General features: G+C 56.0%; 20 protein-coding genes. 7 read left to right on the top strand and 13 right to left on the bottom strand.

What is annotated here, in order from left to right:
* Positions 1 to 200: 200 nt before the first annotated feature.
* The 3 genes from FYC48_RS26010 to FYC48_RS26020 form a co-directional block, all read right to left on the bottom strand.
* Positions 201 to 836 (bottom strand): hypothetical protein, encoded by a 636-nt coding sequence (locus tag FYC48_RS26010; protein WP_149499726.1) that lies wholly within the window; start codon positions 834 to 836, stop codon positions 201 to 203.
* A 167-nt stretch (positions 837 to 1,003) separates the two neighbouring features.
* Positions 1,004 to 2,443 (bottom strand): multiheme c-type cytochrome, encoded by a 1,440-nt coding sequence (locus tag FYC48_RS26015; RefSeq protein ID WP_149499727.1) that lies wholly within the window; start codon positions 2,441 to 2,443, stop codon positions 1,004 to 1,006.
* Positions 2,444 to 2,952: 509 nt separating this feature from the next.
* Entirely contained in the window at positions 2,953 to 3,234 is a 282-nt protein-coding gene (locus FYC48_RS26020) for a hypothetical protein (RefSeq protein ID WP_149499728.1), read from the bottom strand.
* A gap of 177 nt (positions 3,235 to 3,411) precedes the next feature.
* Here FYC48_RS26020 and FYC48_RS26025 point away from each other — a divergent pair, with 177 nt between their 5' ends.
* The gene (locus FYC48_RS26025) at positions 3,412 to 4,164 is read left to right on the top strand and encodes a sulfite exporter TauE/SafE family protein (protein WP_149499729.1); all 753 of its coding nucleotides are present in this window, start codon (positions 3,412 to 3,414) and stop codon (positions 4,162 to 4,164) included.
* Positions 4,165 to 4,276: 112 nt separating this feature from the next.
* Here FYC48_RS26025 and FYC48_RS26030 read toward each other — a convergent pair whose 3' ends face one another.
* Positions 4,277 to 4,840, bottom strand: coding sequence for a DUF4416 family protein (locus FYC48_RS26030; RefSeq protein WP_149499730.1), 564 nt, complete (start codon positions 4,838 to 4,840; stop codon positions 4,277 to 4,279).
* A 79-nt stretch (positions 4,841 to 4,919) separates the two neighbouring features.
* Here FYC48_RS26030 and FYC48_RS26035 point away from each other — a divergent pair, with 79 nt between their 5' ends.
* From FYC48_RS26035 to FYC48_RS26045, 3 genes are all read left to right on the top strand, one after another.
* A complete protein-coding gene (locus FYC48_RS26035) occupies positions 4,920 to 6,032 on the top strand; it encodes a pyridoxal phosphate-dependent aminotransferase (RefSeq protein ID WP_149499731.1) in 1,113 nt (370 codons plus the stop codon).
* A gap of 111 nt (positions 6,033 to 6,143) precedes the next feature.
* Positions 6,144 to 7,364 carry a cofactor-independent phosphoglycerate mutase gene (locus FYC48_RS26040; RefSeq protein WP_149499732.1) on the top strand — a complete coding sequence of 407 codons (1,221 nt, stop codon included), beginning with the start codon at positions 6,144 to 6,146 and terminating at the stop codon, positions 7,362 to 7,364.
* Positions 7,365 to 7,512: 148 nt separating this feature from the next.
* Entirely contained in the window at positions 7,513 to 9,303 is a 1,791-nt protein-coding gene (locus tag FYC48_RS26045) for an aspartate kinase (protein WP_149499733.1), read from the top strand.
* A 131-nt stretch (positions 9,304 to 9,434) separates the two neighbouring features.
* Here FYC48_RS26045 and surE read toward each other — a convergent pair whose 3' ends face one another.
* From surE to FYC48_RS26060, 3 genes are all read right to left on the bottom strand, one after another.
* The gene (gene surE / locus FYC48_RS26050; RefSeq protein ID WP_230775953.1) at positions 9,435 to 10,193 is read right to left on the bottom strand and encodes a 5'/3'-nucleotidase SurE; all 759 of its coding nucleotides are present in this window, start codon (positions 10,191 to 10,193) and stop codon (positions 9,435 to 9,437) included.
* 109 nt (positions 10,194 to 10,302) lie between these two features.
* Positions 10,303 to 11,448, bottom strand: coding sequence for a flavodoxin/ferredoxin-dependent (E)-4-hydroxy-3-methylbut-2-enyl-diphosphate synthase (locus FYC48_RS26055; protein WP_149499735.1), 1,146 nt, complete (start codon positions 11,446 to 11,448; stop codon positions 10,303 to 10,305).
* Positions 11,449 to 11,642: 194 nt separating this feature from the next.
* The gene (locus FYC48_RS26060; RefSeq protein WP_160149774.1) at positions 11,643 to 12,854 is read right to left on the bottom strand and encodes a glycosyltransferase; all 1,212 of its coding nucleotides are present in this window, start codon (positions 12,852 to 12,854) and stop codon (positions 11,643 to 11,645) included.
* A 659-nt stretch (positions 12,855 to 13,513) separates the two neighbouring features.
* On the opposite strand from FYC48_RS26060, the gene FYC48_RS26065 reads away from it, so the two are divergent.
* Positions 13,514 to 14,257, top strand: coding sequence for a class I SAM-dependent methyltransferase (locus tag FYC48_RS26065; RefSeq protein ID WP_149499737.1), 744 nt, complete (start codon positions 13,514 to 13,516; stop codon positions 14,255 to 14,257).
* Between the two features lie 30 nt (positions 14,258 to 14,287).
* Here FYC48_RS26065 and FYC48_RS26070 read toward each other — a convergent pair whose 3' ends face one another.
* The 4 genes from FYC48_RS26070 to FYC48_RS26085 all read right to left on the bottom strand — a co-directional run bounded on the left by FYC48_RS26070 (position 14,288) and on the right by FYC48_RS26085 (position 18,934).
* Positions 14,288 to 16,063, bottom strand: coding sequence for a hypothetical protein (locus FYC48_RS26070; protein ID WP_235034443.1), 1,776 nt, complete (start codon positions 16,061 to 16,063; stop codon positions 14,288 to 14,290).
* A complete protein-coding gene (kdsA, locus tag FYC48_RS26075; protein WP_149499952.1) occupies positions 16,050 to 16,895 on the bottom strand; it encodes a 3-deoxy-8-phosphooctulonate synthase in 846 nt (281 codons plus the stop codon). The genes FYC48_RS26070 and kdsA overlap by 14 nt, the downstream gene beginning before the upstream one ends.
* Positions 16,896 to 17,082: 187 nt before the next feature.
* Positions 17,083 to 17,688 (bottom strand): lysophospholipid acyltransferase family protein, encoded by a 606-nt coding sequence (locus FYC48_RS26080; protein WP_149499738.1) that lies wholly within the window; start codon positions 17,686 to 17,688, stop codon positions 17,083 to 17,085.
* Positions 17,689 to 17,779: 91 nt separating this feature from the next.
* Entirely contained in the window at positions 17,780 to 18,934 is a 1,155-nt protein-coding gene (locus FYC48_RS26085) for a glycosyltransferase (RefSeq protein ID WP_230775986.1), read from the bottom strand.
* A 624-nt stretch (positions 18,935 to 19,558) separates the two neighbouring features.
* On the opposite strand from FYC48_RS26085, the gene FYC48_RS26090 reads away from it, so the two are divergent.
* Positions 19,559 to 20,488, top strand: a complete 930-nt coding sequence (locus FYC48_RS26090; protein ID WP_149499740.1) for a hypothetical protein — start codon at positions 19,559 to 19,561, stop codon at positions 20,486 to 20,488.
* A gap of 164 nt (positions 20,489 to 20,652) precedes the next feature.
* On the opposite strand, the gene FYC48_RS26095 is transcribed toward FYC48_RS26090, so the two are convergent.
* Together FYC48_RS26095 and FYC48_RS26100 are read right to left on the bottom strand one after the other, a co-directional pair.
* Positions 20,653 to 21,681, bottom strand: coding sequence for a VanZ family protein (locus FYC48_RS26095; protein WP_149499741.1), 1,029 nt, complete (start codon positions 21,679 to 21,681; stop codon positions 20,653 to 20,655).
* Entirely contained in the window at positions 21,651 to 24,380 is a 2,730-nt protein-coding gene (locus tag FYC48_RS26100) for a protein kinase domain-containing protein (protein ID WP_149499742.1), read from the bottom strand. The genes FYC48_RS26095 and FYC48_RS26100 overlap by 31 nt, the downstream gene beginning before the upstream one ends.
* Positions 24,381 to 24,657: 277 nt before the next feature.
* Here FYC48_RS26100 and hemC point away from each other — a divergent pair, with 277 nt between their 5' ends.
* Positions 24,658 to 25,647 carry a hydroxymethylbilane synthase gene (gene hemC, locus FYC48_RS26105; RefSeq protein ID WP_261363495.1) on the top strand — a complete coding sequence of 330 codons (990 nt, stop codon included), beginning with the start codon at positions 24,658 to 24,660 and terminating at the stop codon, positions 25,645 to 25,647.
* Positions 25,648 to 25,878: the final 231 nt, after the last annotated feature.

A 25,878-nucleotide genomic window follows, 5' to 3' on the forward strand; every position in this document is an offset into this window, starting at 1 on the left:
TTGTAGGCAAAGCGGGACCGGACAGAGTGGGATATCTGTCGGCCGGTGAGCCATACCGAAACATATCATCTAGACGGAGCGATCGCAGTTTTTGACAACTCAGGCTTCACGATAGCGAGCGAACGTTCGATCAACTTGACGCATAGTGCGGCGCGCGTTTGGGTCAGCTTGACACGGAATGCAACAACTTCCCCGTCGGATCACTGCTCAAGTCGTTTCCGTAACAAGTCCATCGAAATACCATCTAAGAGTGTTGCACCAAGGCGACCTTCTTCGGACGCGTCGAGGGACTGCACGACGAAAGATCCGATTTGAACGAACTCCTTCAAATAGGGTACCGTACCGAGAAGGTCGCCAATCGGCTTGCAGTGCTCCAGCGTCGTCTCATCATCCAAGCTCGCAATGAAGCTGACGATACCTTCCGGCTTCCTGTCGGCCCCAAACAGTCTTTCCATCGACTGTTGGTGAGTCTCCTCGCCGTCTGCGTGTTCGAGCGTTCTGCAGAGTTGGTCGGTCGCATCGATCGGGTCTAGTGATCGGAGCTGCGACTCTTCGATCGCTTCTGCCACTTTTACCGTCAGATCGATGATGACCGACATGCCTTTGACCGCTCCCTGAGATTGCGGGACCAGAGTTTTGAGCGTTTCTTCCACGATGCTTTTGATCGGGAAGATGAGAGCCCGAAGTTGAGGCTTAGAGTAGGCTTGCTGAGTCAAAAGAAGATCATGAACACCACTAGGAGTCCGGATCACAATGGACGGCTCTTCGACTGTCCCCTCCGAAAGAACCGACTTCAGTTCCGGACGCTTCCGTATCGTGGACTTGATCTTCATCATGAAACTCGCCGCTCGTTCCGATCCATTTCATCGTTCGTGATTCGTCGTCACGATTTATATTTTGACCGTTGTGCGGTGTCAAATAATGGAATTTCAATCGCCGGCATGCGAATCGGTGATATTCGGCAAGAGGTTGCGATCGAACCGTGATCGACCTGATTGGTAGATCACCGAGTTTTCAGAAACTCGGATGTCGCTTCGTCGTCCACGCGAATGTAGTGATCCCGAAGCGGCGGGAAAACATCGCCGCTTGCTGTTTCGATGGACATGTTTTCGGTTGCTCGTCGTGGCATGTGGCAATCGATGCAGTTTCCCTCAATCCCCTCTCCGACTCGGTCAGCGGCTCCGCAATGCGACACTTCATGGCATTCCAAACAACGCTTCGAGAAGACGTCGAGTCGTCCGCGATCATTTTGATGGGGATTATGACAGTCGACGCAAGCCATCGATGTCTCGGTGAAGCAGCGACTTTGCGATAGACGTTCCATTTGATTGCTAGTGTGCACACCGTTCGCACCGCTGCTGCTCGCGGTGAGTTCGTAGTGATCTTCCAGGCGGTCACCGGGACGGAACTTGAACCCCAGCGGATCGAGTAGTGGCTTCACACCGGTGTGACACTGCCCACAAACTTGCATTTGTTGATCACGTGTCAGGTTGGAAGGCACCGTGATCTGGTAGCCCTGGTCGCTAGTTGGATTCGACTTGTGAAAATCGACGTGATCTTTTCCCGGGCCATGGCACCGTTCGCAGGACACACCCAGGATCAGCGAACCCGGTGTGAAGTGTTCATCGTCTTGGCGGGCATCGATATACGTGGCGTGGCACTCAAGACAAGCGGTGTGGATTTCGCGTGAGAAAACGGCATCACCGTCGACGTAGCCGGGACTGTTGGCCCATACATCTGATTCGGTTAGGTACGACGCGTGCAATTGATAAAGCTTGTCCCCATGCCAATACAGATACGATTCACCAAGTAAATTCGATCCGACGGTGATGTCGATCGGGACTTCGAACATCCAGTCAAAGAAACGCACCCGCTGAAAACTTTTTTGATCACGCCGGATCATCTCAAACCAGACTTCAGGATCGCGAGTGAATAGCTCATTGTCGGGCGTTTCAAATGAACCGGCGATATTATCCGGAGTTGCCTTACGCGAGGTGCGATGGTGAGCGGTTTGGATAAACGACTGATAAATCGACTCGTGGCACTCGCGGCAAGCCTGAGCACCGAGGAAACCTGGGTTCTGATGAATCGGATCCAAATCGGGCGGTGAGGTTGGAACATGACCCGGTTTAAAAGGAATTTCGACCCCCACGTCATGCCTTTCGCGACCGACGAACCAGGTATTGGTGTCCGGCATGGGACGGCTGATCAACGTGCTGGGGAGCGACTGGCCGCGGCCTTGGCGGGCAAGCTCGTCGATTTGCTTGATACTTAATCCGCCGATCAAGCCCTCGATCTCGCGCAATGATTCCCGCTGGGATTGTCGTTTGACGAGTGCGTTTAAATCGACGTCGTCATTGGGTTTCGTGAGGCCATACCAGAGGTATCCGCCGACGAGCATGAGGATCGCGAAAACGAGAAGGACGGCTGGCGATTTCGGCATTCAATCCAGACCAAGAATGCAGAGATAGAAACATACAGGCACACGGTCGTCGCATCAGGTGCCTGGTCCCGACTAAGACTCGAGGGCGGTCCAACAGCCAACGGGCGTTGTCGCCGCATCGATAGCGGCTGACCCATGCGACGTTATCCAAACACAAGTTGGATCAATGTAATAGTCTAATCAAATGTTCGCGGACCCGGTGACATCGTCGTTGAAGGGAGGGGCGACGCGATCACAGACGCCGCAGATGGTTTCCCCATGCGGTATCCGATGCGGGCCATTTCGTCTGTCGATGGGAATTGGATTTGGTTGTCGCGGCGAAACCGTGGCTGACGCCATTCGAAAGAAACGTATTTGAACTGCTGACGAAACCGTATCACGTCTGTCCCACGGATTTTTGTTTCGATTCTCGAGCACCCTGGCTTCACGGAACGGAGGGCGACTTGGTCGCGATCAGCGAAACGGTTTCGGCGAAGTCCCGCGTCTTCAAACTGCGAATTGATGGATCACTAGGCAGATCGCCGTTGAAAAATCTGTTTTGCGACAATGTGCTTCGTTGAAGTTCGCTGCTGATAGGCAACTTGCGACCGCGTTTGGTTGCCGGCGGTGCTCGTCGCGATCGGATTTTCGTCGGCGACCAACCCGACGAACCAATCGGGTAAATCGAACCCGCGCCTGGTTGCCAAATCGCAATAGAAAAAACGCTCGTTGGGGCCGAGTTGCCGCAACTCGGTTTCGTCAAGCGGACGGTTCGTTGCGACTGCCTTGCGATAAAGTTGAAAGTTGAACATCGTGTGTACTCAATGAACGGACGCAAAGCGACTGGCACAATTGCTCCGATCGGCCAGAATAGAACGCAGTACCGTCGATCATCGGTCGGCACCACGCGGTGGTGCAGTTAATCCCTAAGATTGCGGTGTGAAACTGATTGCCGCCATCACCAACCTGCCCTGCGACAAGTAAAAGCATTGGAATTTGCCACATATGGACTGTTAGTTGCCGCCGGATTCCTTGCCGGGATCATCAACACGATCGCCGGTGGCGGATCATTTTTGACGCTGCCCGCCCTGATGGCGTTTGGGTTAGATCCCAAAATGGCCAATGGCACGAACAGGGTCGCCGTGTTGTTTTCCAGTAGCGCAGCAGTGGCGACGTTTCATCGGCACGGGCATTTGGACCGGAAGCTCGCCAATCGGTTGACATGGCCGACGATGCTGGGGGTCCCGGTCGGCGCGTTGTCTGCGGTGTACCTTCCGCCGGATGCATTCGAACCGGTCTTCGGCCTGATTTTTCTGGGGATGGCGATCGTGCTTGCGAAAAACCCCAAGCGTTTAGCACAATCGATGAAGCCGACGAAAAATACTGCAAGCTGGATCCGACCTGCGTTTTTCCTGATCGGAGTTTATGTCGGGTTCATCCAGGCCGGTATGGGGATCCTGGTGCTGTTGGCGATGAGCTGGACGACGGGTGGAGATTTGGTCGGCAGCAATGCCGTCAAGAACTGGATCGCATTTTTGGTCACGTTGACCGCGACGGTTGTCTTTACGATTTACGGATTAGTCCAATGGGCGCCAGGGCTGTCGATGGCGGCTGGCAACCTAATCGGTGGCGTTGTCGGGGCGAAGTTGGCGATCAAGAAAGGCAACCGAATGATCTTTTGGTTTTTAATCGTCGTGATGATCGCCACAGGGACCAAGTTGATCGTCTCCGCATTCCTCTGAGGCGTCGTCCTTCATGAAACGTCGAGTGTGATTCATTCGCCGACGCGTGTTGGCATCGATCGTCGGGGCTAATCCGCTGCGAACACGATGCCGCAAGACGACTTCGTTTGAATCAGTTCGCGTCACGTTGTCGAAAGCCAGTGGATCGTTTCAAAAAGGCACGCAGGCTGTTGCGGCACTCAGTAGCGAACTTGGCGACTTCATCGGTGCGGTAATCCGGATAAGTCCAGCGGTGGTGGATCCAACGCTTGGCGGTGTAGGTCAACGTGATTTCGCCGAAAATTCCATCACGTAGGTACACGCGATGGTCACGATCTTTGGTGGTTGCCAACACCAGTTTGGCCTGAGTGATGTACCCCGGGTCAAGATTCAGCGGTCTTGGTTGTTGGGGATACTTTTTGGCGAACTCCAACTCGACGTCGTTTGTCCACAGTTTCCAGTCCGCCATCGAGCCCGCATCGAGCGGATCTCCCAATGCCACGAGAACTTTTCGAAGCCCATCGCCCATCGAGGCCGCGTAATAGCCGCCGGCGACAAACGGTAATGGTGCGCTCTGATTGGTGATCACGCCCCAGTGTTGTGAGAGTCGCTCGATAGCTTCGGAGCGAACCTGATCATCTTGCGAAATCACGGCACAAAAACGGACGACCGGTTCGACATACAGCACCTCTGCCACAACGCTACTCTTGTGTAAAATCCGGCTCTTGAAAATTTGCTTTTAAAACTTCGTTCACTCCGGCCAGCATAGCAAACCCATGCATCCTTGGATCGCCCAACGTACGACAACATTCGATGCCAGCGGAATTCGCAAAGTCTTTGACTTGGCAGCGAAGTTAACCGATCCGATCAATCTGTCGATCGGGCAGCCTGATTTCGATGTCCCCGAGTCGATCCAGGAGGCGGCGATCGATGCGATTCGCGGCGGCAAGAACGCGTATTCACCGACGCAGGGAATCGGTCCTTTGCGAGAGGCTCTGTCGAAGGAAATCGCCGACCGATTCGGTCACGCCGATCGCGACGTATTTGTTTCCAGCGGGACCAGCGGCGGTTTGATGTTGTCGATGCTTTCGATGATCGATCCGGGAGACGAAGTCATCTATTTAGATCCGTACTTTGTGATGTATCCGGCGCTACTAAAGATGTGCGGTGGTGTTCCCGTTCCGATCGACTCTTATCCGACGTTCGAGCTAGATCCGGACAAAATCGCAGCCGCGGTGACTGACAAGACCAAGATGATACTGCTCAACAGTCCCGCCAACCCGACCGGAGTCACTGCGACGGCGGAACAACTCGAAGCCGTCGCAAAGCTGGCTGCTGACAAAGGAATCGCGTTGGTCAGCGATGAAATTTATTCGCGATTTCACTACGACGGCGACTTCGTATCACCGACATCGTTTAACCCCGACACGATCGTGATCGACGGATTCAGCAAAAGCCATGCGATGACCGGTTGGAGGGTGGGCTATGTCCATGGGCCGCGAGAAATCATCGCAACGATGTTGAAAATCCAGCAGTACTCGTTCGTTTGTTCTCCCCAACCGGCTCAGTGGGGGGCACTCCGTGCGATGGAGGTCTCACTTGACGGGCATATCGAAGACTATCGGCGCAAACGCGATTTGATTTGCGATCTGCTCCAAGATGATTTCGAATTTACGCGACCCGGTGGAGCGTTTTATCTGTTCCCCAAAGCTCCGGGTGATGCGGGCGGAGAAGCATTTGTGCATCGGGCTATCGAACGCGGGCTGTTGATCATTCCAGGCAATATTTTCAGCGACAAGGACACGCATTTCCGGATCAGCTTTGCCGCCACCGACGATACGTTGCGGCGAGGTGCGGCGCTGCTGTGTGAATTGGCCAAAGAGGCCTGAGCGAGGCGGTGATTGATCGCCCCTTCCGCATTTTCCATCCGCGCGGGACACTGTGCGGTCAGAACCTATTCGCCCTACCGGCCTGATCGCCTTTACCCCTGCTATTTTCCCATGAAGTACGTCATCGTAATCCCGGATGGATGTGCGGACGAACCGATCGAAGCCCTCGACGGCAAAACGCCTTTGCAAGCGGCGACGTTGCCGAACATGGATGCCATCGCCGCCCGCGGCGCACTCGCCTTGTCGAATAATACGCCGGCTCATTTTCCTGCCGGCAGCGAGGTGGCTAATCTGTGCCTGTTTGGCTATGACCCCGATCAATACTTCACGGGGCGGGCACCGCTGGAAGCGGCGGCAGGTGGGATCACGCTTGGGCCACACGATTTCGCGGTCCGCTGTAATTTGGTGACGATCGAAGATCAGGTGATGATTGACTTCACGGCCGATCACATCAGCACCGACGAAGCGACCGAATTGCTGAAAACCGCCGGAGAAAAGTTGCTGGGGGACTTCGGCGGCCGCTTCGAATTCGTCCCCGGGGTGAGCTACCGAAACCTGCTGATTTATCGTGGTGACGCGTCGGTGCCGGCTCCGTTTTCAAAAGAATCCCGTTCGCGTGCTCCACACGATTTGACCGACTTGTCGGTGGCCGACGATTTTCCGCGGGGCCCCGGAAGTGATCTATTGGTCAAATTAATGAACGAGTCGGCGGAGGTCTTTGCGAACCACCCCGTCAACGTGAAACGACTGGCCCAAGGAAAGCGGCCGGCCACCAATGTCTGGCTTTGGGGACTCGGCGGTGCTCCGTCGATGCCCAGCTTCGAAGAGCGGTTTGGTGTCCGCGGTTCGATGATCACCGCCGTCGATCTACTCCGTGGTATTGCCGCGCTCGCCGGTTGGCCTCGAATCGAGGTCGAAGGGGCTACCGGTTACTTGGACACCGATTATGCTGCGAAAGGCCAAGCGGCAATCGAGGCACTTGGTCAATTCGATTTGGTTTGTGTCCACATCGAAGCCCCCGATGAGGCGTCCCACGAAGGCCGTCATGATGCGAAGATCGAAGCACTGGAGCAAATCGACCAGCACGTCGTCGGCCCACTCGTCGAAACTCTGCAAAAGTACGGTGATCATCGCATTCTGGTGATGCCAGACCACCCAACATTCTGCAGTACCAAAAAGCATGCGCATGGGCTGGTGCCGCTAGCGATGGCGGGGACGGGTATCGAAGCGGATTCCCAAACCACCTACGACGAAGTAGCCGCGGAAGCCGCCGGCAAGGTATTCGAGAAAGGCTGGGATCTGATGGATGCGTTCGTGATCAGTAACGACTGATCATTCGTCGCGCTCCCCTTCCCCGTCAGATGCAAATCGATCATCTGCCATTGTCATACCTTCCGGCTGACGTTGCTTGCTGTTTCGCAGACGCCAATCGGTTTTTCACCGCTCAATCATTCCCCTTTCGGCCTTCTAGTTAAATTCGATGTCATTGATCGTTCAAAAGTTCGGCGGAACCAGTGTCGCCGATGTCGAAAAAATCCGCGCGGCGGCTCGGAAAGCAATTCGTGCACAGCACCAGGGCCACCGGGTGGTGATGGTGGTCAGTGCGATGGGGAAAAACACTGACCGATTGCTTGAGCTTGCCGGTGAGTTCGGCCCCAACCCGCCGGCGCGTGAAATGGACATGCTGCTCAGTACAGGAGAGCAAGTCAGTGTGTCTTTGGTCGCGATGGCGATCGCTTCGCTGGGCAGTCGAGCGGTTAGCCTAACCGGCGGACAGATCGGACTGCACACCGATAGCAGTTTCAGCAAGGCTCGCATCCGTTCGATTTCGACCGAGCGAATCGAGAAGCTGCTCGATGATGGCAACATCGTTGTCGCGGCCGGATTCCAAGGGATCGACGACGACCTGAACATCACCACGCTCGGCCGCGGCGGCAGCGATACCACCGCGGTTGCCTTGGCTGCGGTTTTGGGTGCCGAAGCATGCGAGATCTACACCGACGTCGATGGGGTTTACACCACCGATCCTCGATTGCTTCCCGAGGCTCGTCGCGTCGACGTGATCAGCTACAACGAAATGTTGGAACTGGCCAGCCTGGGCGCCAGTGTGATGCACAATCGCAGTATCGAATTTGCTAAAAAGTTTGGCGTGCCGATCCATGTCCGAAGTAGCTTTTCGGATTCCCAAGGCACGATGATTGTCGCCGAACAAGAATCCGAATCGGCCCCGGTCAGCGGCGCCGCGATGACTCCCGACGAAGCACGCGTGACGGTCCTTGGGGTGCCTGACATTCCCGGAAAAAGTCTGCAGATCTTTTCGGCGATCGCGGAACGCAAAATCGCCGTCGACATGGTGGTCCAAAACATCGGCGACGGCGGCAAGGCGGATGTCTCGTTCACGGTGCAACGCAACGAACTTGAGACCACCCTCTCGGCACTCGAGCCGATTTTAGAATCGATCGGTGCCGACGGCATCACGCATGATGATCAGGTCAGCAAGGTTTCGGTTGTCGGTGCCAACATGGCCAACCAAGCTGGTGTGGCGAGTCAAATGTTTCGTGCCTTGGCTGACGCCGGCGTCAACATTCACATGATCACAACGAGTGAAATCAAAATCAGTGCCCTCGTCCGGCGCGACCAAGCATCCGATGCCCTGCGAGCCGTTCATCGATCTTTTAAACTGCACGAAACACCGGACGATGCAAAATCATGGAGCCAGATCAAAGCCGACCGCGAAGCCGAGGGCGTCGAAGTCGAAACGCTGATCAGTCGGCTGCGTGACGACGCGCTCGAAGCCCTCACGCTAACCGGAATTTCGTTGCTCGATGGACAAGCTCGCGTGACCCTCTCCGGTGTGCCCGATCAACCCGGCATCGCCGCCGACATGTTCGAACGAATCGGTGCGGCCGGGATCTTTGTCGATATGATCGTCCAAGGCTACGACGGCGAAGACGGATCGACCAGCGTTAGCTTTACCGTCAATGCGGAAACACTCGAAGCGAGCCTGAAGGTCGCCAACGAAATTGCCAAGTCACATGGGATGCGAGCCGTGCAGGGCGAAGCAGGAATCGCTAAAGTCACCGTCAGCGGAATCGGCCTGCGGAGCCACACTCACGTCGCGACGTTATTGTTCCGGACGCTGAGTGACAACGACATCAACGTAGAAATGATCGGAACGAGCGAGCTGCAGGTGAACGCCGTCATCGACAGCAAGTCTGCCGAGGCTGCGAAACAAGGACTCGAGAAAGTTTTCGCCGGCTCGCTGTATTGATCATCGCAGTGATGCCGATGATGTGATCCTCTCGGTGCCTCAAACGAAGGCCCGGCAGATTCATCCCGGAGGGTCTGTGCCGGTGGCGTTCGCCGAGAGAACTTGTCGCAATCGTCACACGTTTGACGCGGTCAGTCACCGAGCCCAAAATGTGGATCGACATGACTGACGGTGATCGATCCTGAAAAACAATGATCGACGTCACGCCCGCTTTCGCGTGGGCGAGCGTGGAAGTCCAGTTCGAACTGGACGCTACCGTCTTCGCCGATGCGCCCTTGGCGATCGAGCGGTTTTCGATCGACCGCACAATGCACACGAGGCGGGACCTGATCACCCGGCATTTCAGTCGCGGGCAAGTTGACGTTCCAAAGTGGTGCGAGTCCGAGTGAATGATTGCGTTCGAACAGAATCGCCGTATCTAAAAAGTCGCCAATTGTTTGTTCCAGCCACTGGGGCGTGTGCGCCCATTCCTTCGGAACACCCGGCCGTCGATAGTGGGACACTGCCATCGCGGGGACGCCCTGCAGACTCGCTTCACGCGCGGCCGCGAAAGTTCCGCTGACCAAAAGGTTGACGCCCAGGTTGGCGCCCGCGTTGATTCCAGAGATCACAAGGTCGGCGGGGTAGTTCATCGCTTGCAAGGCAACACGTACACAGTCGACCGGCGTCCCGTCGACGCAATGCCAGCCATCGCGAACCTGTTCGACCAGAAGCGGACGTTTCGCTTCCAAGCTATGTCCGCATTCGCTGCGACAACGATTGGGAGCAACCACGCGAACTTCGCATCGAGATCGCAAGTCGCGAAGACCGAGCACATGATCGAGACTTTCCGAGAGGGCCTGTAAGCCGGGCGCCTCGACACCGTCATCGTTCGTCAACAATATTTTCACGATGTGCTCCATGCAGAAAAATCGTCGGTGGCGCAGGCAATGATGTGACCCGTGGCGGCTTTGGCGTCCGTCAAGAACGGTCGAGGTAAAGACGTTGAGTTGATACTGGCTAAACCTTTGCTGTTTTGACCGTGATCAGTGCGTCGAGTTCTTTTTGAAGTCGCGGTAGGATTTCGTCGTATCCAAATGCACCCAATGGCTCCGGCCCGCGTTTCAAGTTGACTTTGGCCGGTCCACACCAGAGTCCCAAGTCGGCATCATCCGTCTCACCGGGACCGTTCACGCGACAACCCATCACGGCAATCGTGATGTCGTAGTCCTTGGCATATTCAGTCATCTGTTTGACCTGTTGGGCCAAATCAATAAACGCCTCGTTTTCGACGCGTGAACAACTAGGGCAACTGATGATGTTGAGCGCCTTGTCGTTTAGTTTGACGACCGTGCGAACCCGCCCCGCGTAAATGTCGTCGACGATCTGGCGTCCGGCATCGATTTCTTCTGGCTTGCGATCGTTCGGCAGTGTCAACGAAACGCGAACGGTATCACCGATACCACGACCGATCAGTTGTTCAAACGCAATTCGAGTCTTAATGACGCCTTCGGGGGGCATTCCTGCTTCGGTCACGCCGAGGTGCAGCGGGACATCGGGGCGTCGCTCGGCGAACTTCGTGTTGACCTCGATGACTTTTTGTGGGTCGCTGTCTTTCAGGGAAACCACGTAGCGAGTGAAACCAAGGGAGTCGACGAAATCACAGTGTTCGAGCGCACTTTCAAGCATCGGCGTGATCGAATCGCTGGGGTCATAGCGTTCCTTTTTGTCCGGATCGACGCTGCCACAGTTGACACCGATTCGGATCGCACAATCATGCTCAAGTGCCTGATCGATGATAAAGCGGACTTTGTCCTGCCATGGTTTTGACCGTTGGTGATGATACAAGTGTCCCGGGTTGTAACGAATCTTGTCGACATAGGGCGCGACCGCTTCGGCCAGGCGAAAGTTCTCTTGCAAGTCGACCGCCAAGTTCGCCTTGGTTTGGCTGCGGATTTCGGCGAGCGCGGCCGCGTCTTTGGGGCTATCGACCGCGATGCGAACCACGCCAGCACCGGCACCGCGATAGGCTTCCGCCTGTGCGACCGTTGCGTCGATGTCTTGCGTTTTCGTTGCCGTCATGCTCTGGACCGCAATCGGATTGAAGTCGCCGACGATGATGTCGCCGATCGATACCGGTCGGGTCGCGTTTCGTTTAATTTCCATGGATCGTTTGTATCGGTGGTCCACAAGGTTGGTGCGGTCGCAGTATTGTAGGGCGAAGGGCGAACATCGCCATCGGTCGAATTTGGGCAGTCATTGAACGCCGAATCACAGCGCCATTGAGCCGGGATTGCCAAGTTCCGTCGAATTGCCGACCCGTCAACTCGGCGTAAAACCAGCGTCAATTCGGGGCTGATTCATTGCCTCACCCCGCGAACGAGTGAGGCGTAAAGCGTTTCGTAGCGGTCGACCATAGTCTCAACAGTGAAAAAACGTTCGACGTAACGACGATTCGCCTGTCCAAATGATTCACGCAGTGAATCGTCACGCAGCAAATCGAGTAAACGCGCTGACATCGCGTCGCCATCACCCCGTTCGAAAGTCTGATATTGGCGACGCTGGAGGTCGATCGAATCCTGTGGTACGTCCGATATACCCTCGGGAATGCCGGCTGTCTGCGTAGCCGCCGAGGGAACTGGGGGAAACAGTTCTGCGGTCCCTTCGATACGGCTGCAAACGACTGCCTTCTCCATCGCCATCGCCTCCAAAATCACGTTTGGCATCCCCTCGTAGTGGCTGGGAAGCACCAGGACTTCGCATGCGGCATAAAACGGTCGCAAATCCGTTTGAAACGGCAGCAACCGAACTCGGTCGTCGGGGAGATTTTGGATCCAGGTTTCCAGATCCGACTTCAGCGGTCCTTGGCCGATCAGAACCAACCGAGTCCGGGGATCACTCGCAACGATCGATGTGATCTGCTGCTGTAATAATTCCAAGCCTTTTTGCGGGTGCAGACGTCCGACGAACAGAATGACGCGGCTATCGCTAGGGAGTCCGATCGTCGACCACTCGAAACGGGCCTGATGGCCGCGATCGTCAATCTCGATACCATTGGGAATCACACTCAACCGATCCGGCGAAACACGCATGTCACGTTCGCTGAAGGAGCGAACAGCCTCGCTCACGCAGACGACGTGACTCATCCGCTTCAGCGCGATCGATTCCAGCTTGCATCGAAGCGGGCGATGCTCCGCGACACGAATTCCGCCGACCAAGGGCACCGGACCCGAGGAATCTGAACTTACCCGACCGAGTGCCGCCGCAGCGGTGAGGCAGTTGGCGTGGAATAAGAACGACTGGCGAATGTCGGCGGGGTGCCGTTTGAATTGCTTGTGGAGCCAACGGCGGGCTTGCAAGAACTGACGCGCCGAATCGCAATCGCCGAACGCAATCGGAATCTCTGCTGATCGCAATTGATCGACCAAGGCGTGGTGTTCTTCTTTTGGCTCCGATCCGATCGACAGAACTCGCACCGAATGATCGCGTTTTGTTAAGCCGATGGCGAGGCGCGTGAGTGCTTTCTCGGCACCGCCGACATTCAGCTCCGTGATGATCAGATCGACATTCATAATCACCGCTACGTCGATTGCAGACGTTTGGTTTTCCCTCAACCTACTGGCGTGCTCGATGCGACCGGCGCAACCGATCATCCTGGAGGTTTGATCAAGTTGTTTGATGTTGGCCGATTCCAGCCCACCAATCGGATGTAGGCGAAACTGAAGTGTTCGCCCAAGCGATGCATTCGCCGGAACGAACCGTTGCCTTTTGATCCTAGCTTTCCCCCTTATCGGCTCAGCAACTGAATCTCATGATCACCGCACCTTGCACGACCTCTACGCCAGTGATGACGATCGAATCCGTTCACGGAATCAAGGAGACCATCTGGGTCGGACCGGAGGACTGTAGCCAGATAACCCGGACTGAGGGTGGGGAGCGGCCGCGGGTTGATCGTGACCCCGGCGATTCGTTGCGTCCAACCGTCGCAGGAACGTCACGATAATTCTCTGAATTGTATCGTAAACGTAATAAATCGCTCGATTTGGCCCCGTCAAGCCGGGCCAGAAACGGTCGTAACTCCTTTGTCAGAAACAGCTTTGGTGTAGTGAACGCTTGATTCACGCATGTTTGACGGCGCTGCGATTTTTGCAATGCTTGTCTGGTGTGATCGTCCGAAGAGAACGTTAGGCGAAACGTTTTCAGACGTTCCCCATCGAATGAGCGATTGTTGATGAGCACGGTTACGCCAAGCGATAACGATTCTAAACACAGCGATTCCGAACGAAATGGCGCAAGCCGTCGCGGCCCCGACCGCAACGGCAGCAGCGTTCGGTCACCGAAACGCCGCCGGCTAGGCGTCCCGCACGCGGCAAAGCTGTACCATAATTTGGTCCCGGCTTACCAAGCGGTTTGGCCAGCGGTCGCGGGTAAGAATATCCGCACGGCGATTGGGCGAATGCAGATGATGTCGGGCTCAAAGGTGCTCGAAGTCGGCGTTGGCACCGGTTTATCACTGCCTAATTACCCACGGCACGTCGAGTTAACCGGCATCGATCTTTCGGAATCCATGTTGGCCGAAGCGGAGGCCTTGATCCATCGCAATGGTTGGGATCACATTGGCGTTCGAGCGATGAACGCGGAGAATCTGGACTTCGAAGATAACCAGTTCGACGTGGTGACTTCGTTTCACACCGTGAGTGTAGTTTCAAACCCGGCTCGTATGATGCGCGAGATTGTTCGGGTTTGCCGGCCCGGCGGGCAAATCTTGATCATCAATCACTTCCGCAGCGAGAACCCTCTGATAGCCAAGGTCGTCGACTCGGCGGGCAACGTGACCCGTCGTTTGGGCTGGCGCACCGACCTGGAGCTGCAGGAAATCATGAAAGAACTGCCGATTCAGATCGAGGAACGCTACAAACCCAATCCGTTTTCGTTCTTTACGATCATGCGGGCGACTTGCAAGCCTGCGGCATAAATAACGCGACGATCAACTAACCGGCTGTAATCAATCGTCAGTTTGCTTGGCGACCAGCCGTGCCCGAATACGGCTGCCGTGCTCTTGTGGTGCGTTCTCGCGTTTATAGATTTCGATGGCCCGGTCGGTGTCTCCTAGGGCCTCTGCCAACCGGCCTAAGTTGTAGCGGGCCGGCTCGACCCAGATTGAGGCTTGCGATTCATCGAGAACTCGGTCATCGATCCAGTTTTGCGCCGTTTCGGTGCGGTCATCATCGGCTTGCAGCAAGCTTAGCCAGTAGGTGGCCGTTCGCTTTCCCAGCCGCATCATCGTTTGGATTTCCGCGATCCGTTGGTCAAACTGTTCGGAGCTAACATCCAAGTCGGCGCGTCTGATTCCGTAGGCAGCCTGCAAGTCGACATCGATTCGCAAATCCTCGATTTCGAATTCTGGCGCCCGTTGTTCAAGGTACAGCGTTCGGGCACCCTTGATGTTTTCTTCCTCAACATCAGAAAATTGCCCGAGCAGGTGAAGCCAACGACCGTGGGCAAGATTCTTGGCGCTATCGAAATCCGCTTCCAGCATTGCCCAGCGTGCGACGTACCAGAAGTTAAAGATCGGGTCACGCTCGGCGTGCTGCTCGCAGATCGCTCGGTACATCTCGGCAAGGACGGGCACATTCCAAAGCCGGGTACTCGCAACGCCTGTGACCGCATCAAATCGTTTGGCCAGTTCATCGGCGTCGGCGTAAACGCTCATCCGCCGATTTCCCGTGAGCCCGTTTTGCAGCAGCTCCATTCGGGGGCTAACCGTGACAGGCGAGAAATTGAACAGCGCCACGCATTGCTGGACATCCGACTTTGAAATGGGGTATGTGAACTCGTCCAAACCGGCGATGCTTAGCCGACGCAGTACTAGTTCATCGCGACGCGCCTGTGCGAGGGTTGCGATTCCGACTTGACCAGGGCCGGGAACAAAGATGCCCAATCGCGGCTCGAACAAATAAATCTCTTCGCCGACCAGGACACCGACAAAATAGGGTGTCACCGCCCCGGAGGTTCCATCGATCGTTCCGATCACGGCGGCTGCGATGTTGGCTTGGCGGCAGAGTTGTGTGAACACCCCGGCACGTTGCAGCCCGTCACCGGTTCCGCGCATCAGTGTTTGGTAATCGGTTTGTCGGTAACCGGGGCCTCGAAACGTCATACCGGCCGGAAATTGAGGCCCGGGTGGGGCCCCGGTCGTCGGCACATCTGGCTCGAAGGCGACGTTTCGAACCGTCCAATCAAAAAGGCGGGTTGCCGTCTTTAATTGATCGATTTGGTCTTCAGGAATTGTCTTGGCAAGATCAGTGAACCAGTCGGCGAGCAGCCTTTCGTCGAGGTGCTCGGCATCGATCCACGAGTAAAGCGAATGGAATAGAAAGCAGTCGCGGAGGTGTTCGGCATCACCGGGCTGGTACGTGGAGTCGTCGACTAATTTTTCAAGCTCCTGCGGCGGAAACAGGTCTTCGATGGTCTTCACCAAGTCGGCGCGTTCGGTCGCGGTCGCGGGCTGACTTTCACTCCACCGGTTCAGATGGTATGCGATTTGACGCCGCGCCTTTTTTGGCTCGAGTTCGACATACTGTTCCAGCAACGCAAACACATCGCCCAGATGATCTTGTTGTGATTGCGACTGTTGCTCGACCTGCCGTTTGTATTGGATTTTCCGGACCAATGCGGTGTCGTCTTGGCATCCGGTCAACGACAGAAGTGACACGAACAAAGCGATCGCGGGGATCGCGAATGGGAGCGATCGAGGCAAGGTTAATTTACGATGTGCCATGAATGGGACGGATAGATTGAATCGTCTCTCGGATTGCAAGCAGTCGCCGAACCAACGCGCCGAATTGATCGAGAGGGACCATGTTGGCCCCATCGCTGGGGGAGGTTTCCGGGGCGGGATGGGTTTCGAAAAAGACTGCGTCGATACCCACTGCTACGGCAGCACGGGCCAATGGTTCGACCATTTCTCGGTTTCCCCCCGTACTGCCTTGGCCGGATCCGGGCCGCTGGACACTGTGGGTGGCATCGAACACGACGGGGACGCCGAATTGCCGCATGATCGGCAGCGACTGCATGTCATTGACCAACCTTCCGTAGCCAAAGAACGTGCCTCGTTCGCAGAGCAACACCCCGCCCTCGCCGGCGGCACGAGCTTTTTCGACGACATAACGCATGTCCTCCGGTGCCATGAACTGGCCCTTCTTGATATTCACCGGTTTGCCCGTCTGGGCGGCGGCGACGACCAGGTCCGTCTGGCGGGCCAGAAACGCCGGGATCTGCAATAGGTCACACGCTTCCCCAACCGGCGCCGCTTGTTCGGGCAAGTGAATATCGGTGGTCGTCGGCAGTCCAAACTCTTTCCCGATTTGAGAAAGCATCTCCAAGCCTTCGTGCAGTCCCGGACCACGGATTGCTGTCGCGCTCGTTCGATTCGCTTTATCAAACGATGCCTTAAACACCACGTTAATATCGAGAGAGTCGTTCAAGCCAGCGAGTGTTTCGGCGATTTGCGACGAGATCTCATGGTTCTGCAGCACGCACGGGCCGGCGATCAACAACAGCGGCTGATCGTCGCCACAGCGATAAGGCCCGATCTTGACCGGCCGAACCATCGCAGGGCCCCCGGGCTGATGAAGATCGCTCCCTTGAAGATCAGCGGAGTTGACTGAGGCAGACGCCGTTTCGGAAGATTGATTGTTTTGGCTCATTCGTGCAGTTTCGGCGATCGATCGGTCCAACGCAATCGGACGCCCGGCGCAACAGTCAGAGCGTAGCGGCGGAATGATCCCGGCAGTTCTGTCAATGTTCTTTTAGATCGGCGACGGCTTGCCGTGCTCGTTTAAGAAACGCCTGCTTAGGTTCGCCCGTTTCCAAAAAGATTGGAGCGCCGATCGTAATGCAGCTAAGCAGCGGCACGGGCAAGACTTCTCCCCGCGGCAGGATCCGATTGACGTTGTCAATATAAACCGGCACCAATTCCAGATCGGGACGTTTCTTGCTCATGTAGTACAGCCCGCTTTTGAACTGTCCCATTTCTTCGCCAGAACTTCGCCCTCCTTCGGGGAAGACGATCAGCGAGTAGATGTCGCTCATTTCTTCGAGCATCACATCGATCGGGCTGCGATGGACCTTGATTTCCTTTCGGTCGATCAGTAACGCGTTAAAGCTGGCCGCCATATGAGGCTTGATCCAACCCGAGCTCCAATAGTCCTTCGCCGCGACCGGGCGAGTGACCGCGCGGATTTCTCGGGGCAGCGCGGACCACAACACCACCGCGTCGAGGTGACTGGTGTGATTGGCGAAATAAATTCGTTGGCACGTGTCCGGCTGGCAATCAACCCACCGCACCGTGAACCCACTGAATAGCTTCGCAAGCAGAACGATTACATGACTCGTCAATGTCATGGCGTCAGTCTACTCAGACAAGTTTGACTATGGCAGTGGGGGCAAGTCGAATGATTCTGCGAACCAAATCACGCGTGACGGCAACGTGGTGTTACCGGTTCAGCGGTGGCTGTGAGTGCATTTCGAAACCAGGCAACTCCGACGGTGCGGTTTCCTTCATGCGTTTGGCCTTGGCTGACGCGCGGTCGTAGATCGTTAACATCAAATTTTGATATCCGGTCACCATCGACTGAAGCGATCCGGTCTCTAGCACCAAACGACGCCCTTCCTGTCCCATCACTTTGCAGGCTTGTGGATCGCCGAGCATTTGATCGATCGCCCGGGTCATCGCTTCCAGGTCTTCGGATGGGAACAGCAATCCGGTTTGATTGGGGATAATGGATTCGCTGATCGATCCGACATCACTCGATGCAACGGGCACTTGGCAAGCCAAAGCTTCCAGGATCGAGACTGGTGAAGCTTCATTCAACGAACAAAGGGTAAAAATATCGAGGGCCGAAACCAAACGCGGTGTGTCATGCCGGGTGCCAAGCAAATGAATCCGATCCCGGATCTTTAGCTCATCCGCCAACGATTCGATCGCGGTTCGTTCGGGGCCGTCACCGACAATCAACCAGTGCAAGTCGGGATGACGTTGCCGAAGTTTGGCGGCAGCCTTGACCAACAGCAAATGATTCTTTTCTTCACGGAGGGCGGCAACGATGCCGACCAGCGGGGTGTTACTCGCCAGACCCAACTCTTGACGCACGCCCTCGCGAGCTTCCGGATCGGCCCTAAAACGCTGGCAGTCAACGCCATTGCGAATCACGTGGACTTTAGATTCCGGAAACCGTTCAAAGTCGTGGAGAAACTTGCCGTGCGAGTCGGCGACGGCGATGAACGCGTCAGTGATCGGAGTCAACAAACGATTCAGCCGCCCGACACCATCAGGCCATCCCGTGCTGTGCAATGCGGATGCGATGACCGGAACGCCGGCAATGTAGGCAGCCAATCGTCCCCAAAACATCTTGTCGCCGGCACCGACCGTGATCACCGCGTCGGCAGAACGCATCCGTTTTGCCAATCGAATCACGACGCCGGCATCCCATTTTCCACCGATCAGGTGACTGTGAACGGGAAACTCATCGGCGATTTGCTCTCCAAGTGGTCCAGGTTCCTTCAAGCAGACGACCTCCGGTTGAACCAACGCAGGGTCCAATCGTCGCAGCAAATTTACCAAGAGTGTTTCGGCCCCACCAACGGGCATGCTGGTGATCACGAACTGGCAACGAAGCGGTCCACGCTCGCGTCGTGGTGGAACAGAACGCCAAAGTTTTCGGAGGATCATCGAAGTCGACTAAGAGGGAATCGCGGTAGACGTTGAGGCTGGGGCGAATGATGGTCCAGCTGACGAAATCACGGTTTTGTGACAGGCACAAGGTCGAAGCAATCACCGTGCCGGCATAGTCGGCTAGTGCATCGTTCCATCTGAAGATACGGGGTCGAGTCATCAGCCGACGGGTATTAGTCCGGTTGTTTCACCGAAACCGTGGCTAAGGCCATGCGGCTAATCCTGGTCTCAAACGTTGACGAAGCGCTAGGTTCTGCACCGAGAATGTCGGCGGACTCGGAAGCCTAGCTCACGTCTTGCGGGGTGGCTGGGGCATTGAAGTGACGGAATGAATTCGGGCAAGCACACGCTTCAATGTTGGTCTGTTCAGATCCGAATGAGGGGGGAGAGAAGAGCATTTGCTGGCGGTATTTTGGGCTACTTAAGCCAATCTTGCGAATTGAAGTCGAATTGTCCGCTTTTTCTTGAGGTTGCACTTTCCGCAAAATGACAGCTTTTGTTAAAGCCAGCCTGAACCCTCTTCCTCAGCAGGCTTTCAAAATGCGTCGACTCCACAGCCGAACCTCACCTTCCGCCGCCGTGATCGCGATTGCGACCGCGACAATCATGGCCGGTGGATGCAGAAACACGACCACCGCTCCGGTCGGTCCGCTGGGCCAATCGACAACGCTCGCACCGGTTCAGGGAGGCGTACCACTCTCACCGATCCAGCCGACTTCGGGAATCAGCGCGTTTGGTGCACCGACCCGTGTGCCACCTCCTTCGACCGGGTCATACACCGTCCCAGGCGGATACGGCTCGCCATCAGGATCGACTTACGCCCCGAATCCATCGACGTCATCGGTACCTTCGGGGGCACATTACGGCCAAGCTGGGTTCACTAGCGGTGTGACGAATCTATCGCCGACGGGAAATTTGAGCAGTCCCGTTCGACAAACCGGTTGGGTGGCCGATGATCCACAAGGGTTGCCGGTGCAGCCGGCATATCAAGCACCGCCGGCGACGCCCGCAAGTGCCATTCGATCAGGCGGAATGCAAGTGATCGACTTGACCGGGTCGCCTTATCCGCCTGGTTACGTCCCGCCTCAAAACCGACCGGGGGTGAGCTTTGATAGCACCGGGGCTTCGTTACCGCAGACGGCACCTTACCCGAATGCGACGGGCAGCAATTTTACCCAGACGCAGTACACACAAACACAATACAGCGCCCCTCCACAATACAACCTGCAGAGTCAATGGAGCGGACCGGACCAAACTCAAAACGCGATCTCATCCGGAAACGCAGCCTTAGGTCAACCTCAGAATTCGACCTTCGTGTCATCGTCGAATTCGTTTTCCGACCAAAGTGCAGAACACACCGCATCACTTCCACCAGCGAATCTGCCTTCGGCAAACCTGCCGACAACCGATCCATTGGTCCCTGCCGACGATTCTTCGTTGCAGTGGCGCCGTCCCTCCCCACGGTTCTAGTGATTCGTCAACATTTGAAATCAGAATTAACCGATTGGCGTCAGTCACGGTTGTCACGTAATCATCGGAAATTAAATCTCGATCGGCAGATCACCGCGAGTTCTCAATCTTGATGCTGCATTTGATCGCCGTCGATTCAATCAAACCGACCTGCCTTCGAATGGTCATCGCGGAAGCAAGCGAACGTTGTCGATCCATAGACGCGTTGGCTGCTTCGGAGCGACGATGCCGATGTCGACGAAACGAAGCTGTTTCAAATTGATTCCTTGTTTTGCCATCGAGTCGAACGCCGCAGGAGAGATGTCCACCGTTTGTCGGACGCCAGGCGTTAGGTGTACTTCGCGTTGATAATTGCCGCTTTCTCCATGGACGTCGATCAGCTTGACAACCATCAGCACGGGCTGCGCGCTGTCATCTGGTTTGGCTAAGTAGACATCGGCAGTGAACGATTGGTAGCCACTCCAGTCACCGGCGAAATCGATCAGGGTGATCGCCGGAAAGTCCGTCGCCGCGAAATCGATCTCGCCGCTAAATCGTCCTTCGGTCACCCGCGATCGGGAACGCCGCAGTTCGCAATCTCGGCAGTACCAGCGTGTGAGTTCGACGTCGGACTCGAAAGAAGCCAGTTGTGGGAATTGCGTGTAAATCGCTGCTCCGTCGAGCAGAATGCGAACAGGTGCGGCCCAGGAAAAGCCCACCGCGGTCATGGCGACTGCCAAACAGAACAGTGCGAGTGAACGTTGCTGTTGTCGAAAGCAGCACCAGCCCGTATACGCGACCAAAGCCGCCGCCGCCCCCAGTGAATTGGAGATCGCATCGTGCCGTGACATGCTGCGTCCCATCACGTCTTGGGCGAATTCCATCGCCACGCCGAATCCGCTTAGGCACACCCAGACAGTCATGCTACGCCAAGCGAGGATACCCAAGGGCCGCCAGTGCTGTGCGGTCGTGGTCGGCCAAAGCCGTTGCCAAACGGCAATCCAAACAAGGGCTAACGATCCGAACAACGGTGCGTGAACGAGGTCTCCCAATGCGCTCGCCGAACGGCCGGTGAACGGGATCGGAATCAATAGCGCCAGGACAACCAACAGAATCACGCATCCGGTCCAGGTCACGACTTTTTCCAGCGAGGCGACCGAATGGTAATTTCGCGTGTTGTTCTCTACTCGTTCGCCGCCATCCATCGGGTCCATTCCGTTTCGTCTTTCAACGGTAGTGTCGGTTCGGGGATCACGGTCAAACGTTTACTGTTGGGTGAACCGGGGGTTTGAGCGCGGACGGTCAGTAACCCATCCACGTTTAGCTCAAAAGCAACCATCCAGGTCCGTTTGACTTGACCGTCAGCTTGTCGCTCGACTTCGAAAGTGTAACGTCCGAGTGAATGCCAACTTTCAGAACGGATTCCTGACGATTCCACCACCGACAACGTCATCGATTCGCGTTCTTTGGCGATCGAAAGTTTCCGGTTTGTTCGTGCCGGTAGTCGTTCGCCTCGCTTGATAATCGGCAAAATCCTGCGTCGACGATTGGAATCTTCGATGACGATCCCGATCGATTGACCCGCGACTGATTTCGGCGGCACAAGCACTTGCGTTCGTTGCGGTAACTCGGCTTCCAGGCTTGCCGCCGCACCGCGAGCGATGTCACTACGATCGGTGACACGAACCGGCATCTCGTTTGGCAATCGGTTAAACAGTCGCTTGCGAAGCGGGACGATTTTCAAAAGCGACCCCAGGGTAACGGCCGTGTCAATTTTCTTGGGATGAACTCCGGACGCTTTACAAACCTGGTGCATGTCTTGTCTGATCCCGTGAATGAGATCCGAGCAGTGTTCGAGCCATCGATCCCGAGATACAGAGATTGAGTAAAGCTGTTCTTCAAATTCGATACTGACATTCACGTCAGGAAGCAACAACAGTGACTGGAGCGCGCGTTCACACGACATCTGCAATCGCGACGCAGTAATCGATTTTCGTCGTGGATCAAAGCCGTGTTGATTGCGAAAAGCTTCGGATGCTAACTCAACCAACCGGTGTTGCCAGGTGAGCATTCCGTTGTGCCAGTGCCCCGCGGTGGCAAGCTGACGCAATTGAGTTCCGTCGCGGTCGATCAAAGCCACTTCGGTCGCCTGCCCCGACAGTCCGACGAATAGAATTGTTTCTTTGGCATTCAGATCTAGCGGCGGGTCTTCATCGGAAACCCCCATGTCGACCGCGGAAAGCAACGATTGCACGGCGGCTAGATTTCGATCGACGAGGCGGACAGAGTCTAGTCCCGCCAAACGACAGGCTTGTTTGATACTGCGTCGGTGAAACTGGTCGTAGCTTGCGGGGACACTGACCGCGGTTAATTTCGGTAGATCATCGTTGGGATAGCTATTGGCAATCGCGCGGCGAATCGACATCGCGATCAAGACTTCCGGTGGGCATTTCCTGCCGGCGACCTCGCGCTCGACAACGTCTTTGCCGATGTACATAGGCAAACAATGCACCACGCGACGAGGCATTGCCATTCGTGTTTGATTGGCATCAACGTCATAGAGAATGCCGTAATCGCCGTTGGCAATCGAAAGTCGATAGAGCGGTTGCCCGTCCGCCCCGGCGCTCAAGTTATGGATTCCCATTCCCGGGATCGCTTCGGCAGTTGCGATGTAGGTCATGCCAAGATCCATCCCGAAGATCGGCAGATTCGCGATCGCCGTTGAGCTCCCCGAAAGCGTTGACGCATCGATGGAAGATTGACGCTGGACGAATTCAGAAAGCCACGCTGGGCTGTGCGATTCTTCGGCATAGTTGGCGAGGTCTTCGATCACTTCGTCAAGCGAACCGTAACGTTCGCTTAACTTTTTCGCCATCATTCGCCGCAAGATGTTGGCAAACCCAAGGTCCACATCGTCGCGCAACTGCATCAGGTCAGGCACGTCACCGTGGCGATGTCCGTAGACTTGATCGAGGTATTCGCCTTGATAAGGTGGTTTACCGATCAGCAAGAAATACATCACCGCGCCGAGCGAATAAATGTCGCTTCGTGGGTCAACCTCGTCGGGACGTTCGAGCTGTTCGGGAGACATGTAGGCCAATGTCCCAACGAGCTTGCCTTTGCGTTTGTGGAACGATCCGGGATCTTGAATGCGGCCGATTTCACGGCCGTCGTCGGACCACAGGACATTACTTATTTGAGCCAGTCCCAGGTCAAGCAGCTTGATCGTGCCGTCGTTGGCGCGGATCAGGTTGCCGGGTTTGACATCTCGGTGAACGATGCCGGTTCGATGAGCATGCAGTAGTCCGAGTGCGGCTTGACGGATCATCGCGGCGGCCATGCCGGGGGTGAGCGGTCCGTTTTTGGAAACAAACCGAGTCAACGTCATCCCTTCGACGTATTCCATCACAAGGTAATGAATCGATTCATGCTCTCCGGCGTCAAACGCCGTGACGACGTTGGGATGCATCACACGCGAAGCGGCACGGACCTCGTCATAAAATCGCTCAACCGATGCCGAATCACGGATCCGATCGCCACGCAGCATTTTGACCGCGACCAGTCGTTGCATGCGGACGTGTTCGGCAAGATAAACTTGGCCCATACCGCCGGCGCCGATCAATTTCTTAATGCGATAGTCACCGATTTGTTCCGGTAGATCCGGATTCGGCGTGTGCTTGCTGCTCGCGTTTGCACCCTTTGCCTGGTGTTGTGGGGCTGAGCCCGATTCCATCACCGAAAGCGAAGCGATCGAATCGGCAGCGTCATCGAACTCCCGGGTCGCTCCGTCAGGCAACATCGCCGATTCGGGTAAGTCTTCCGAAGAGAGTCGCCACAGCGCCGACGAATCGCTCGCCGGTCGATCTTCAATCGCGTCGTCGTCGGAGGCTGGTTGGGATGATTCGGGGGACAACGTTCAGTTCCCGTCCGTAAGGATTTAATCCGAGGGATGATGACTAAAATTTCGCCGGCGGGCACATCGTCCTATTCTATTTCTTTCCCGTCCAGGGATGCACGCCGAATCTCGGCAGAGTTGCGTTAGGTGTTGCCACCAAGGTTGCTTCCCCTGGTGTCGGAGAGCGTGAGGGGACGGTAAGTTGGGAAGGTTTCAGAACGTACGCTTTGCGTAAGCATTTTGCCGCGTCGGGCGGTAGCGTCCCCTCCAAAACTCTTTCCCCCCTTCCGACGTTTTGCCAAAGCCGGACCAATCGTCATTATCGTCACCTCAGCCCGCAACGTCTGAGCGTCGAGTTTTACGAATCGCGACCCGTGAAAGTCCACTCGCGATGTGGCAAGCCGAACACGTCGCCGGCCTTCTGGCCGAATTGACCGAACGGCCGATAATCGTGCCGATGGTCAGCAGCGGGGATGTCGATATGCGTCCGATCGATGGCAAACGGTCTGTCGGCGTGTTTACCAAACGCATCCAGCAAGGATTGATCGACGACGAGGGTGATGTTGCCGTCCATTCGATGAAAGACCTGCCGACGGAACCTCATCCTGATTTGATCATGGTCGCATCACCCGACCGGGAGACGGTCGCGGATTGCCTTGTCTCGCCGACCGGATTAAAACTCGACGAACTGCGCCAAACGGCACGCGTCGGTACGGGAAGCCGTCGTCGCGCCGCCCAACTCAAGCGTCTCCGTCCCGATTTGGATGTCCAGTCGATCCGTGGGAACGTCCAGACACGCTTGCAAAAAATGCGGGACGGTGAGTTCGACGCGATTGTCTTGGCCGCCGCGGGGATCGAACGTTTGGAGATGCATGATCTTCCACGGGTCGAACTGCCACTTGAGATGATGTTGCCAGCCCCCGGTCAAGGTGCGCTAGCGATCGAAGTGCGAAGAAATGATTCCTGGGCCAGTCAGATTGTTTCGCAAATCAATCAACCACGTTCACACGCCTGCACGCTCGCCGAACGAACGATGCTTGCCGATCTGCACGGCGGTTGCTTGGCACCAATCGCCGCGTTGGCGACGATCGACCGATCGGACAAACTGACACTCAAAGCGCGTGTGCTTTCGTTGGACGGAAAAGTTTGCCTGGAACAGTCAGCAAGCTGCGCGATTGAATTGGATAGCAGCGATTGGTTCGATTCGGCGCAGGAACTGGGCAAGCGAGTCAGCGAAACACTGATCGAACAGGGGGCGCGGGAATTGATCGAAGCGGCCCGCTAGAGCTTCGTTCCAACGCGGTAGAAGGGCTAGCCGAATGGCGTTAGCCACGCTTCCCGAGCTATCACCGGGGCAAACGCCCGTCGGCCGAAGACTCGCACTCGTACCTTCAAATGGAACGAGGCGGTCGAGACAAATTCCGCGCGTCTCGGTTTTCGCCAATGTGCCGAAGACTTCGCACCGATGTGAACCGGTGATGCTCGTTTGACGTTCACCTTCGGCTCTCGATTCGGC

The sequence above is a fragment of the Roseiconus lacunae genome (assembly GCF_008312935.1).
Lineage (GTDB): Bacteria > Planctomycetota > Planctomycetia > Pirellulales > Pirellulaceae > Stieleria > Stieleria lacunae.

Excerpts from the sequence above, each read along its gene's own strand:
- FYC48_RS26010 (WP_149499726.1), bottom strand. The coding sequence starts at position 836 with ATGATGAAGATCAAGTCCACGATACGGAAGCGTCCGGAACTGAAGTCG.
- FYC48_RS26015 (WP_149499727.1), bottom strand. The coding sequence starts at position 2,443 with ATGCCGAAATCGCCAGCCGTCCTTCTCGTTTTCGCGATCCTCATGCTC.
- FYC48_RS26020 (WP_149499728.1), bottom strand. The coding sequence starts at position 3,234 with ATGTTCAACTTTCAACTTTATCGCAAGGCAGTCGCAACGAACCGTCCG.
- FYC48_RS26035 (WP_149499731.1), top strand. The coding sequence starts at position 4,920 with ATGCATCCTTGGATCGCCCAACGTACGACAACATTCGATGCCAGCGGA.
- FYC48_RS26040 (WP_149499732.1), top strand. The coding sequence starts at position 6,144 with ATGAAGTACGTCATCGTAATCCCGGATGGATGTGCGGACGAACCGATC.
- FYC48_RS26045 (WP_149499733.1), top strand. The coding sequence starts at position 7,513 with ATGTCATTGATCGTTCAAAAGTTCGGCGGAACCAGTGTCGCCGATGTC.
- FYC48_RS26055 (WP_149499735.1), bottom strand. The coding sequence starts at position 11,448 with ATGGAAATTAAACGAAACGCGACCCGACCGGTATCGATCGGCGACATC.
- FYC48_RS26060 (WP_160149774.1), bottom strand. The coding sequence starts at position 12,854 with ATGAATGTCGATCTGATCATCACGGAGCTGAATGTCGGCGGTGCCGAG.
- FYC48_RS26065 (WP_149499737.1), top strand. The coding sequence starts at position 13,514 with ATGAGCACGGTTACGCCAAGCGATAACGATTCTAAACACAGCGATTCC.
- FYC48_RS26070 (WP_235034443.1), bottom strand. The coding sequence starts at position 16,063 with ATGGCACATCGTAAATTAACCTTGCCTCGATCGCTCCCATTCGCGATC.
- kdsA (WP_149499952.1), bottom strand. The coding sequence starts at position 16,895 with ATGGTTCGGCCGGTCAAGATCGGGCCTTATCGCTGTGGCGACGATCAG.
- FYC48_RS26080 (WP_149499738.1), bottom strand. The coding sequence starts at position 17,688 with ATGACATTGACGAGTCATGTAATCGTTCTGCTTGCGAAGCTATTCAGT.
- FYC48_RS26085 (WP_230775986.1), bottom strand. The coding sequence starts at position 18,934 with ATGCCCGTTGGTGGGGCCGAAACACTCTTGGTAAATTTGCTGCGACGA.
- FYC48_RS26090 (WP_149499740.1), top strand. The coding sequence starts at position 19,559 with ATGCGTCGACTCCACAGCCGAACCTCACCTTCCGCCGCCGTGATCGCG.
- FYC48_RS26095 (WP_149499741.1), bottom strand. The coding sequence starts at position 21,681 with ATGGACCCGATGGATGGCGGCGAACGAGTAGAGAACAACACGCGAAAT.